The organism is Salipaludibacillus sp. CUR1 (assembly GCF_021028955.1).
GTDB lineage: Bacteria > Bacillota > Bacilli > Bacillales > Salisediminibacteriaceae > Salipaludibacillus.
Map to the genome: position 1 here is coordinate 289,029 of NZ_JAIWPE010000094.1, position 12,375 is coordinate 301,403.

The 12,375-nt window shown below is 41.0% G+C and carries 10 protein-coding genes; 6 read left to right on the forward strand and 4 right to left on the reverse strand.

What is annotated here, in order from left to right; all coding sequences use genetic code 11:
* Positions 1–55: 55 nt before the first annotated feature.
* From K8O68_RS17155 to K8O68_RS17165, 3 genes are all read right to left on the reverse strand, one after another.
* Positions 56–994 carry a glycine betaine ABC transporter substrate-binding protein gene (locus tag K8O68_RS17155; RefSeq protein WP_230898016.1) on the reverse strand — a complete coding sequence of 313 codons (939 nt, stop codon included), beginning with the start codon at positions 992–994 and terminating at the stop codon, positions 56–58.
* A gap of 207 nt (positions 995–1,201) precedes the next feature.
* Positions 1,202–2,092 (reverse strand): ABC transporter permease, encoded by an 891-nt coding sequence (locus K8O68_RS17160; RefSeq protein ID WP_230898017.1) that lies wholly within the window; start codon positions 2,090–2,092, stop codon positions 1,202–1,204.
* The gene (locus K8O68_RS17165; protein WP_230898018.1) at positions 2,085–3,281 is read right to left on the reverse strand and encodes a quaternary amine ABC transporter ATP-binding protein; all 1,197 of its coding nucleotides are present in this window, start codon (positions 3,279–3,281) and stop codon (positions 2,085–2,087) included. The genes K8O68_RS17160 and K8O68_RS17165 overlap by 8 nt, the downstream gene beginning before the upstream one ends.
* 296 nt (positions 3,282–3,577) lie before the next feature.
* Between K8O68_RS17165 and K8O68_RS17170 the strand changes: the two genes are divergently transcribed.
* The 4 genes from K8O68_RS17170 to K8O68_RS17185 all read left to right on the forward strand — a co-directional run bounded on the left by K8O68_RS17170 (position 3,578) and on the right by K8O68_RS17185 (position 7,851).
* On the forward strand, positions 3,578–4,141 hold the full coding sequence (locus K8O68_RS17170; RefSeq protein ID WP_230898019.1) for a GbsR/MarR family transcriptional regulator: 564 nt from the start codon (positions 3,578–3,580) through the stop codon (positions 4,139–4,141).
* Positions 4,142–4,518: 377 nt separating this feature from the next.
* Entirely contained in the window at positions 4,519–5,073 is a 555-nt protein-coding gene (gene sigX / locus K8O68_RS17175) for an RNA polymerase sigma factor SigX (RefSeq protein ID WP_230898020.1), read from the forward strand.
* Entirely contained in the window at positions 5,063–6,307 is a 1,245-nt protein-coding gene (locus K8O68_RS17180) for a hypothetical protein (RefSeq protein ID WP_230898021.1), read from the forward strand. Before sigX ends, K8O68_RS17180 begins: the two co-directional genes overlap by 11 nt.
* 254 nt (positions 6,308–6,561) lie before the next feature.
* Positions 6,562–7,851, forward strand: coding sequence for a mechanosensitive ion channel (locus K8O68_RS17185; RefSeq protein ID WP_230898022.1), 1,290 nt, complete (start codon positions 6,562–6,564; stop codon positions 7,849–7,851).
* Positions 7,852–7,965: 114 nt separating this feature from the next.
* On the opposite strand, the gene K8O68_RS17190 is transcribed toward K8O68_RS17185, so the two are convergent.
* Entirely contained in the window at positions 7,966–9,375 is a 1,410-nt protein-coding gene (locus K8O68_RS17190) for a sigma-54 interaction domain-containing protein (RefSeq protein ID WP_230898023.1), read from the reverse strand.
* A 221-nt stretch (positions 9,376–9,596) separates the two neighbouring features.
* On the opposite strand from K8O68_RS17190, the gene pruA reads away from it, so the two are divergent.
* On the forward strand, positions 9,597–11,147 hold the full coding sequence (pruA, locus tag K8O68_RS17195; RefSeq protein WP_230898024.1) for an L-glutamate gamma-semialdehyde dehydrogenase: 1,551 nt from the start codon (positions 9,597–9,599) through the stop codon (positions 11,145–11,147).
* Positions 11,148–11,164: 17 nt separating this feature from the next.
* Entirely contained in the window at positions 11,165–12,358 is a 1,194-nt protein-coding gene (locus K8O68_RS17200; protein WP_230898025.1) for an ornithine--oxo-acid transaminase, read from the forward strand.
* Positions 12,359–12,375: the final 17 nt, after the last annotated feature.

The window sequence follows — 12,375 nt, forward strand, 5'->3', positions numbered from 1 at the left end:
GTCCCCTGAGTGCATTTTCAGCACTCAGGGGACATCTTAAATAATTCAGATAATATTATTGAAGGTCTTCGATAGAATCGATATCCATATATTCAGGTACCACAAGTCCTATTCTAGCTCCTTCAAGGTTAACTCCAAGATCCACCATTGTATCACCGTATTGTTCAAGAAGGTGGTCATGAGTATGCGGCAGCCATGCTGCTACCATGGCATCTGCCTGTCCCTCTGCCACAGCCTGGAACATATAAGTGGCTTCAAGAGGAGTGAGAGAGACATCATATCCAAGGTCCTCAAGTACAAGACCAATCATATTGGTAGACGCGATTTCAGAATCCCAAGCAACAAATACGAGTTCGATGGCTTCACCATCTACTGAATCTACTCCATCAGTCCATTCACTGACAAGATCTTCATTATTGTCAATCCAATCACGGGCAGCTTCTCTTTCATCTGCGCCTTCGTTGATGTCCATCATAATTTCTCCCATGTCTTCTTCAGACCATTGGAAGTTTTCAAGCACAGTGTAAGCTTCAGGCATGTCGTCTTCCAGACCTTCACGCGCAAAAGTTTTAATATCTTCGGCATCACCGAATACACCCTCAGGATCTTCGAGATATTTCAGGTCATAAGCAGCGAACTTCCAGTGAGGAGTCCAGCCTGTGACAATAATCGGTTCCTCATTTTCGTAAGCGTCACCGAGTGCTTGAGTCATAGCTGCGTCTGAACTTGCTTGTACAGTCCAGTCTTCCAGATCATAGACTTCTAAAGCTTCTTCAGCGGCAGACATAATTCCAGCCCCTGCATCAATACCTGTAATGGTGTAATCCAGTTCTTCACCAGCATTTGCCCCTGCATTGTCTTCTGTTTCATTGTTGTTACCTGCATTGTTGTTGTCATTTGCAGGTGCATTATTTTCTTCATTGTCTGTTCCGCATCCTGCTGCAACAAGTGCCATTGACATACCTGCTGCGATACCTAATTGACGTAGTTTCAATTTGACCCTCTCCTTTTCTTTTTTCCAGCCTCTGTTAAATTTTGCTGATTTTAAAATAAATATTCATCTTTAACAGAGCCTTTTTTCTAAATTAGAAAAATCTTTTTTATATACCAGGCGATGTTGAAGAGCGTTGCAGCTTTATCACCGAGGTGATGTATACACCTCACCTCTACTATTCAACAGCGCCTAATAAAACCAGATATATTATTTCTTAGCAGGATTCAGTGCTTGAGTAAGTCTGTCTAAAATAATAGCCAGAATAACAAGACAGATACCTGCTTCAAACCCCATAGCTATATCGTTTCGGCCAACTGCATAGTAAACCTGGCGTCCGATACCGTCTGTACCGATCATAGCGGCGATAACAACCATTGATAAAGCAAGCATAATTGTCTGGTTGATCCCGGCCATAATGGTGACTTTCGCCATTGGCAGCTGGACTTTATAGAGTTTCTGCTTCGGTGTAGAACCGAAAGCATCAGATGCTTCAATCATTTCAGTCGGCACCTGGCGAATTCCCAGGTTAGTTAAACGCACTGTCGGAGGCATAGCGAAAATAACGGATGCTACAACCCCTGGCACAATACCGATACTGAAGAAAGCTACCGCCGGAATTAAATAAACAAAGGCCGGCATGGTCTGCATGAAGTCCAATATCGGAGTGACTACTTTCTGAACTAAATTGTTCCTAGCCATCCAGATTCCAATAGGAACACCTAATAAAACAGATATAAGAGTAGCGGTTAAAACAAGTGATAAAGTTAACAAAAGGTCGTCCCAGTAATCCACACTTTCTATTAACAGAAGACCGAAAAATATTAAAACGGGTAAGCCGTAAGATTTCTGCTTTTTAACAAGTAAATAAGAAAGCCCTGTTAATACTAAAATAAATATTATTGGCGGTATGAGCTGGAAAAAATTCAAAAATACGTCCGAAGCAATAAATGCAATGACACCTCTCACACCATCGAAAAGAAACTGGGCATTCTTCAGCCATTCTACAAAACTTTCAACCCAGGACCCTAAAGGAATTCTAGGTACAAAATTTAATAAACTTTCAAACCACGCATAAATTGATTCATACCATTCAGGCATTACCATTCACCTCGCTTCCGCTTAATGCAGACAGTACTGCACTTCGGATAATAATACCTTTAAGACGGTTGTCGTCGTCTAATACGGCTATCGGAACAGGGGAATTTGAAACAGTATCAAACAAATCATGCATTGGTGTATCTGTATGAACTGTCGGCACTTCTTTTTGCACAAGCGGCTTGAGGTCAGCAGCATTTTCTTTTACGGCTTTTGAGACCTCATTAGCGTGCACAATTCCCACCAGTTCTTTATTTCGTTTAACAACGTAAACACTGGAAATTCCAGCATCTTTCATTCTTTGTAAAGCCACACGAGGACCGTCTTTCTCAATAGTTATCATTTCCGGGCGAACCATAATGTTTCCGGCTGTGAATACTTTCGAGCGGTCAACGTCTTCAACAAACCGTTCAACGTATTCGTTTGCCGGATTTGTAAGAATTTCTTCAGGCGTCCCGACCTGAACGACTGCACCGTCTTTCATAATGGTTATCCGGTCGCCTATACGTAAAGCTTCATCCAGATCGTGCGTGATAAAGATAATCGTTTTCTGCATTTTTTCCTGCAGTTCAAGAAGTTCATCCTGCATATCTTTTCTGATTAACGGGTCTAAAGCTGAAAAAGCTTCATCCATTAAAAGAACACTTGGGTCATTGGCAAGTGCTCTTGCTAACCCGACACGCTGCTGCATTCCTCCGGATAACTGATCCGGATATTGGTTTTCATAGCCTTTCAGACCTACCAACTCTAATGATTGAATAGCTTTTTCGCGGCGTGCTTTTTCATCTACACCTTGCACTTCCAGCCCATATTCAACATTGGAGAGAATGGTACGGAAAGGGAATAAACCGAATTTCTGGAAAACCATACTCATTTTTTCCCTGCGTACTTTCCTTAATTCTTTTTCATTCATTTGGGCGAGATCTTCGTTGTCAATCCAGACTTTTCCGTCGGTAGGATCAATGAGTCTGTTCAGTAAACGGACGAGTGTGGACTTCCCGCTTCCGGAGAGACCCATAATTACAAAAACCTCGGCATCCTTAACTTCAAAGGATGCCTGGTTTACCCCAACTGTTAAACCTGTTTCCTTCAGAATCTCGTCCTTGGTTTTTCCTTCCTTTAAGAGCTTGATACCTTGTTTCGGTTTTTTGCCGAATATCTTGGTTAAACCCTCAACTTTAATTTTAGCCACGGTTATACACCTCTGCTTTTATAATTGTTAAAATGTGGGACTTTGTTTCAAAATGTGAATGATTATGGGATTTGTCGACCTTTATTACTATAACCGTTCGCCCAAGTAAGAGCAAACGGCGTATATGTCGAATTTTGTAGGAAAAGTTCGTACAGAAAAAACTGTACAGAGTTTACTGAAGTACATCTGCTAAATACTCTGTTTTACTTATGTATGATAGGCAGTACGCTGCTTTCTTTTACTAAAGTCGTTTTGTTAACATCATATATGAAGAAAAAAAGCAAAGGAGGCAGACGATGGAATCGAATGGGGATTTAGACGCAGATTTAAATAAATTAGAAAAAGCGCGCCATCGTTTTATCTCGGAAATCGCTAAGAACGTTCATTTATATGGTATTAGCCCCTCGGTTGGACGGCTTTACGGAACTGTTTTTTTCTCTGATAAACCTATGACGCTGGATGAGATGAGCGAATCACTGGGAATGAGTAAGACGAGTATGAGTACCGGGATTCGAGCTTTATACGAAGCCAATATGGTCGAGCAAGTATGGGAGAAGGGGGTGCGGAAAGATTTATACAAGACAGAAGAGGACTGGTATAAATCTTTCTCGACAGTATTTATTACGAGATGGAGAAACGCAACTGAAAAAAATGTAACAGCGATTAAAGAAACGAAAAGCATGCTTCACGAGCTTGGTGAGACAACTTCCTGTGCCGAAATCAAAGAGAAGGTGAACAGGGATTTGGATAGACTAAATGAAGCGGCAGCGTACTATGGTTGGATTAATGATGTTATTTCCTTATTTGAAAGCGGTAAAATATTTGAGATTGTACCTAAGAAGCAGAAAGTAAATACTTAAAAGGGTTAATTTAACTGTTGTTCATGTTTTTAAATGAGCAGCAGTTTTTATTATGGGTAAATATCGCTTCACAGTATTAAGACCAAAAACCTGGCTTGCGCTCTCCCGGTCCAACTTCCCAGTGGCTAACTGTTTCTTTCTTCTATATAATGTGAATCGGATACAAAAGAAAAAAGGGTTGGTGAAAAATATGAAATTAAAAAACTGGCAGGTAGCCGTGCTTTTATTAATATATGCCTTTGTAGGCGGAGCCATATTTTGGATTTGGGCGTTGACCAGATAACTTGTTCATTGTCGTCATCTTTTACTAAGGATAAATAGTTTGTAACGCTTCGTTTGTTAATGACGACAAAGACAATAGCCAGGGAGGGAATGACGTGAGAGAGGAGTTTGAACGGTTGTATGAAACATACCACCATCAGCTTTTCCAATATCTTTTTTATCTTGTGCGCAGCCGTGAAACAGCCGAAGAGCTGGTTCAGGAAGTATATATTAAAGTCTTAAATTCATATGAAACGTTTGAGGGTAAAAGCAGTGAAAAAACTTGGCTTTACTCAGTAGCAAAACATGTAGCTATAGATTGGATAAGGAAACAAACACGAAAAAAACGAAAGTCAGACGGAAAAGAATACGAGTGGACGGAGAGGGAATTTGAAGTTGAAGACAGAGCCCCTCTTCCTGAAGAAATCATTGTGCAAAAAGATGAAGTTCAGCAAGTATACCGTATGCTGGAAAAGTGCAGTGAGGACCAGAAGCAAGTGGTTCTTCTGAGATTTGTTCAGTCTTTATCTATTTCAGAGACGGCAGAAATACTCGGGTGGACTGAAAGTAAGGTGAAGACGACACAGCACCGGGCGATAAAAACACTTAAGAAGCATCTTGAAAAGGCTGAAGAAGATTATCTGAAAAGGAGGCAAGCAAATGAACAATAAATGGGATGAAAAAGAAATAGAAAAGACGTTATCAAAGCTTCCTCCCGTCAAAGATCATCAGTCAAAAGATGATTTATTTCAAGCAATTGAAAACAAATCTAAAAAGGAACTCCCTTCACGTTATTCGCCCCGTAAAAAAAGACCTTGGATTTTTCCATCACTGGCAGCCGCTGCAGCGGTGTTCCTGTTATTATTAATCGTTCCTCCTCTGTTTGATAATGGTGACCAGCAATTTTCTTCAGATGAAGCAGCTGAACAAAACATGATGAACACAGCCCTATATAATGATAATGAAGAAAATGAGCAGAATGAAGAAGAGGGAATACCTGAAGAGAATCCACCTGATGAGGAATCAGCCTCTAATAACAGCTTTGATGAATCCGAAGAAGAAACAGGTGAAGAAGCAGAGGAACACAACTCCTCTTTTGAGGAAAATAATGAAAGCGACACATCTCTGGATGCTGAGCAGCCCGCATCGATTTATGTAGCAACGATCTACACAGTAGAAAATGAAGACTCTGTTTCCGAATATGTTGTACTTGAAGAAAGTGTATTAAATAGTGAAGTAGGGATTGAAGAGTCAGTTAAGCATTCTCTTCAGGAAAGTGATTTTACATCTGGCCAGTATATGGATAATTTAACCGATATTTCTGCAGAAAACGACACCGTCGTTCTCAATTTCGCTGATGAATCTTCTCTTGAGTCCTTAACGAGTTCCGAAAGTCAGTTTTTAAATGATCTGTTCCAGGAACTGTTGGCGCTGTATGGTTTTAATCAAGTAAGTTTTGAAGCAGAAGGAGAACCGGGAATTATTTATGGTCAGCACGGAGAAGTTGAAACGATCCCAGTTTCTTCCCATAACAGAGGCTATTATCTTATTGACGGGGAAGAAGATTTTTATCTTATCAGTGGAATCGCAGCGGGTGAGCAAATAGAGGACAATGAAAGTGGAAATCCATTAACCTTTGAACAAACAGTGGAAAAAATGAAAACAACCAGTGAAGACGCAGACTGGTACGACTCAGCTATCCCGCAGGAAGTGGAAATTACAAGTGTCCGCATACCAGGAGACACTGCCAGAGTTTCCTATATACTCGAAGATGAAGAAGTAAGCGACGAAAAGCTGGATGCTTTCTTTGAGGCTCTGAAGTTAAGCGCAGCGCCATTTACGCTTGATACTCTTGAAATAATAAATGAGGAAACAGATGAGAAGGTTGAGTTTGAATTAGATTAAAAACTGTTGGCTGATTGGCCAGGCGGCTCTAAACCGCCTGGTTTTTTTAATTTTTATGTGAAAATACCACAATTTTCAACATTTACAAATCAAATCCTTATATAGCAGGCGTTAAAGAAGGTGTACAGGCAGTTTATCTGGATATATAAGGAAGAAACGGGCGCTTTGTAAGGCAGGTCTTTAAGGAATCAAGTTTATCTCTTCTCTTTAGTGGAAATGGATTTTATATCTTATTATAAGGAGGAGATAAATTTATGGATAACATAGGAGATCAATTCCAAGCGATGCTTAGTGATTTAATATCGCTTATCCCAAACCTGATTATTGCGCTTCTTTTACTGCTATTAGCATGGGGTGTAGCGACACTGGCTAAAAACGTCATCGCAAAAGGCCTTGTGAAAATGGGGGCAGCCCGAGGGCTTGCAAAAACACGTGTGATTGAAAATGAAGAGAAAGGCGAAGAAACTCTCAAGTATATTTCAAAAGTTGTTTATTTCCTCGTCTTTATTTTGTTCCTTCCAAGTGTATTGGATGCACTAAACATGGAAGCAGTTTCGCAGCCAATCACAAATATGGTGCAAACCTTCCTGGCATTTTTGCCTAATGTGTTTGCGGCAGGGATCATTCTGTTTATTGGTATTTTTATTGCCAGGCTCGTGAAGGATTTATTTTTTAAGTTTCTTGAAAGCCTGGATATCGACCGTTGGTTTAATAAAGTAACGAAGTCTGAACAGACGCCAGAAGGATCAACAAAGTTATCTTCTATTTTAGCTAACATCTTATTTGTTGTTATTCTGATTCCAATTATTACAGTGGCATTGGAAACATTAAATATTGATACAATCTCCCAGCCGATTGTGTCTGTGCTCGACAGTGTATTGAGCATGATTCCTAACGTATTTGTAGCTATTGTACTTGTGCTGGTAGGTTATTACCTTGCTAAATTTGTAAGCGAATTGTTAACAAGCCTGCTTCAACGAACAGGCATTGACAATATTTACAATTATTTCAATGTTGATACTTCCAAGGCACCGAATTTTAAAGTATCTACTATTCTGGGACATATCACCAATGTCATTATCATTCTGTTCTTTACAGTTGAAGCATTGGGTGTCCTTCAATTAGAAGTTTTAAATAATATCGGTAATGCCATCCTGATGTATCTTCCACTGTTAATCAGTGCACTCGTTATTTTAGGGATTGGCTTGTTTGCAGCCGACTTCCTTGGATCTCTAGTCAGAAAGTATACTAACAGTTCTTTCTATTCATCAGTTGTTAAATATATTATCATTATTGTGGCTGTGTTTATGACATTTGACCAGCTGCAGTTTGCAAGCACAATTGTTAATATTGCCTTCTTACTGATCCTTGGCGGTATTTCAGTAGCATTTGCGATCGCCTTCGGTGTAGGGGGCAGAGACTTTGCAAAAGGCAAACTGAATGAACTGGATAACAAAATCAAAAAAGAGAACAAAACAGGATCTCAACCAGGTTCAACTGAAAAAAAGAACGATTTAAAAGATTTAGACGGACCTGATGTTTAAACTATAAAAAAACGGGACGGCTCATAAAAGCCGTCCCGTTTTTTACAGTTAAGAAGAAAGTGATGGTTTCCCGGGAAATAAATTTGTAGAAACAAGCATTTAAATCGTTTAATTTTAGGATTGCCGTATATTCAGCCGGTATTTTCTCAGTCTGTACTGCAGGCTTTGCCGACTCAGGCCGAGCTCATCTGCAGCTTGTGTCACATTTCCGCTGTGGCGTTTCAGAATCTGTTCGATATACACTTTTTCGACTTCCTCCATATATTCCTGCAGCGGCTTAGTAGGAGGAGTGTTCGGAACGACAAGCGCTTCAGGTGCGTGGGATATGTCGTTATAGGAAGGAAACTTATTACGGACATGAACCGGCAGATGAGTGTAGTCAATCCTTTCGTCGTAATAGATTAAGTTCATGGCTCCTTCCACCATATGTTCAAGTTCTCTTACGTTCCCCGGCCAGTCATATTCCTGGAAAAGCTGCTGGACACCTTTCGCTATCCCGGGTACGTTTAACTGAAACCGCTTGTTATATTTATTAACAAAGTGGTTTGCCAGCACCGGGATATCTTCTTTTCTCTGGCGAAGAGGAGGCACCAGTATAGAAACGACACTCAGCCGGTAATAAAGGTCTTCTCTTAACCGGTTCTTTTCTAAAGACACAGCCGGATCTTCATTTATTGTAGCGATAATCCGGACATCCACCGAGCGATTTTTCGTATCACCTATTCTTCGTATGGATTTTTCCTGTATGGCCCGCAGCAGTTTAGCCTGAAGAGGCGCACTTAAGGAGTTAATCTCATCCAGCATCAGTGTCCCGCCATCTGCTTGCTCAAAGAGCCCCGGGTGATCTGCAGCTCCTGTAAAAGCCCCTTTAACTGACCCGAAAAGAATACCCTCTATTAATGAATCCGGCAATGCAGCGCAATTTTGGCTGATAAACGGCTTAGAAGCTCTTTCACTTCCATTATGAATACTTTGGGCAAATAGCTCTTTTCCTGTTCCTGTTTCGCCCGAGATAAGTACGGAAGAAGTGGTTCTGGTAGCTCTTCGGGCGTTTTCTACCACTTCCCTGATAGCATTGGAATCCCCAATGATTTGATCAAATGTGAACCTTGCATCCTGCTTATCTCTGGCATTTTCTCTCGTAAGACGTTCGAGCCGGGTAATATCTTTAGCAACCTCTACTGCTCCAATTCTTTTTCCCTCGTAAATAAGTGGAAAGGTGTCATTAATTGTTGTGATTTCCTGTCCTTTAAAATTAAAATAGACCTGTTTTGCATTGTGGTGCTCCTCTCCGTGATTCAAAGCCTGGAGAAGCCTGCTTTCTTCTTCCTTATTAAAAAGAAAAATATCCATGATGTTTTTATGGAGGACATCTTCTTTCTCCATATCTTCAATTTCCGACATCTTTCTATTATATATAATGGATTTTCCTTCATGATTGATAACATGGATCCCTACATCTATTGCATCAAGCAACTGGCGGTAGACAGAGGGGAGAGCAGGGGCAGATAACGTTTCAGCCATAGTGGTACACTCCTTTCTTAATTTCATTGTACTCACTTTAGAAGACTGCCTGCAAATATTTTTTGCAATATACCGCAAAATAATTTATCTGTGCAAAATAATTTTTCAGAAAGACTTTATGTAAAGGCTTACATAGAGCCTTTTTTAAGTTGGCATGATTATTGCAACATATTTAACTGTTAAATAAATAAATTATAAGATTTAAAGGAGTGGATCAACCCATGGTAGTACCTTACAAACATGAACCATTTACAGACTTTACAGTGGAGGAGAACCGTAAAGAATATCAGAAGGCGTTAGATTACGTGAAGAGCCAGTTAGGCCAGGAGTACCCTCTCATTATTAATGGTGAAAAAGTGTTTACTGAGGATAAAACTGTCTCAGAAAACCCTGCGAATAAAAAAGAAATTGTCGGGTACGTATCAAAGTGCAGTCAGGAACTGGCAGAGAAAGCAATGCAAGCTGCTGACGAAGCATTTAAATCTTGGAGCAAGTGGGATCCGGCTTCTCGCGCTGACCTTCTGTTCCGTGCTTCTGCCATGATTCGCCGCAGAAAACATGAATTTTCTGCATGGCTTACTTACGAAGCTGGGAAACCATGGAAAGAAGCAGATGCTGATACAGCAGAAGCGATTGATTTCCTTGAATACTACGCAAGACAAATTCTTCGTCTTAAAGACGGGATTGAAATCAATTCAAGAGAAGGCGAGTTTAACCGGTTTAATTATATTCCGCTTGGTGTAGGGGTTACTATTTCTCCATGGAACTTTGCCTTTGCCATTATGGCTGGAACGACTGTTGGTCCAATGGTTGCAGGTAATACCATTCTTTTAAAGCCTGCAAAAACGACTCCTGTCATTGCATATAAATTTATGGAAGTTCTCTTGGAAGCCGGCCTTCCAAAAGGGGTAGTGAACTATATTCCTGGAAGCAGTGCAGAAATGGGCAACTATGTCGTTGATCATCCGAGAACGCGTTTTATTAATTTCACAGGCTCTAAAGCAGTCGGTCTTCATATTGCTGAGCGTGCGGCAAAAGTTCAGGATGGCCAAAAATGGATGAAACGTGTCATTTCTGAAATGGGCGGTAAAGATACCATTATTGTAGATAATGATGCTGATCTCGATTTAGCTGTGGAGTCTATCGTTTATTCAGCTTTCGGTTTCTCCGGCCAAAAATGTTCCGCGTGTTCCCGTGCCGTCATCCATGAGGATGTTTACGATGAAGTACTTGAAAAAGTTGCTGCCCGCACGAAAGAATTAACAGTCGGTCCTACTTATAAAGATAACTCTAACTTTATGGGGCCTGTAAATGATCAGGCTGCCTTTGATAAAATACTTGATTATATTGAAGTCGGTAAGAAAGAAGGAAGGTTAATGGCAGGAGGAGAAGGCGACAGCTCTGAAGGCTACTTCATCCAGCCGACGGTATTTGCTGATGTGGACCCTGAAGCCCGCATTATGCAGGAAGAAATTTTTGGACCAGTTGTTGCTTTCTCTAAAGCAAAAGACTTTGACGAGATGATTGATATTGCAAATAATACTGAATACGGACTGACAGGGGCTGTTATCTCCAACAACAGAGACCACCTTGAGCAGGCGCGCCAGGACTTTCATGTAGGAAACTTGTACTTTAACCGTGGATGTACAGCGGCTATTGTAGGCTATCATCCATTTGGCGGCTTTAATATGTCCGGTACAGACTCTAAAGCTGGGGGACCTGACTACCTGCTGCATTTCCTGCAGCCGAAGACTGTATCTGAAACATTTTAAGTGAAAGGGGACTTTAAATGGCCACAACTACTGAGATTATCGATGTAACAGAGAAATACGGAGCCAGAAACTACAATCCTCTCCCGATTGTCATTTCCAAAGCGGAAGGTGTATGGGTAGAAGATCCTGAAGGTAACCGTTATATAGATATGCTTAGTGCCTATTCGGCAGTAAACCAGGGACACAGGCATCCTAAAATTATTGAAGCATTAAAAAATCAGGCGGACAGAATTACGTTGACGTCCCGCGCGTTTCATAATGACCAGCTTGGTCCTTTCTATGAAACAGTTTCTAAATTGACTAAGAAAGAGATGGTCCTTCCAATGAACACAGGTGCCGAAGCGGTAGAGACAGCAGTTAAAGCTGTCCGCCGCTGGGCTTACCGTGTTAAAGGAGTGGCAGCTGACCAGGCGGAAATTATCGTCTGTGAGGAAAACTTCCACGGAAGAACGATGACAGCCGTTTCTCTCTCGTCTAACGAAGCTTACAAAAAAGACTTTGGCCCGATGCTTCCTGGTATTAAAGTGATTCCGTACGGAGATACCCAGGCACTGAAAGAGGCGATTACCCCTAATACCGCAGCTTTCTTATTCGAGCCTATTCAGGGAGAAGCGGGGATAAATATGCCTCCTGAAGGTTTCCTGAAAGAAGCATATGATATTTGTTCGGAAAATAACGTGCTTTATGTGGCTGATGAGATCCAGTGCGGGCTTGCCCGGACAGGGAAAATGTTTGCGTGCGACTGGGAGAATGTCGAACCGGATATGTACATTCTTGGTAAAGCCTTAGGCGGAGGCGTCATGCCAATATCAGTTGTGGCTGCAAATAAAGACATTCTTGGAGTGTTTGAACCAGGATCCCATGGCTCCACTTTCGGAGGGAATCCATTATCATGCGCCGTCTCGATAGCTGCACTGGAAGTTATTGAAGATGAGAATCTTGTAGAGAGATCTCTTAAAATGGGTCAGTATTTAAAGGACCATTTAAAAGAAATTAATAACCCTAAAATTAAAGAAGTAAGAGGGAAAGGTTTATTCATTGGAGTAGAGCTGACAGAACCGGCACGTTCCTATTGTGAAAAGTTAAAAGAGAAGGGACTTCTTTGTAAAGAAACGCATGAAAATGTCATCAGGTTTGCGCCCCCTCTCGTTATTTCTCAGGAAGACCTTGATTGGGCGATTGCAAAAATTAAAGAAGTATTGGCTCAATAACTAATTTCTCAACAGCA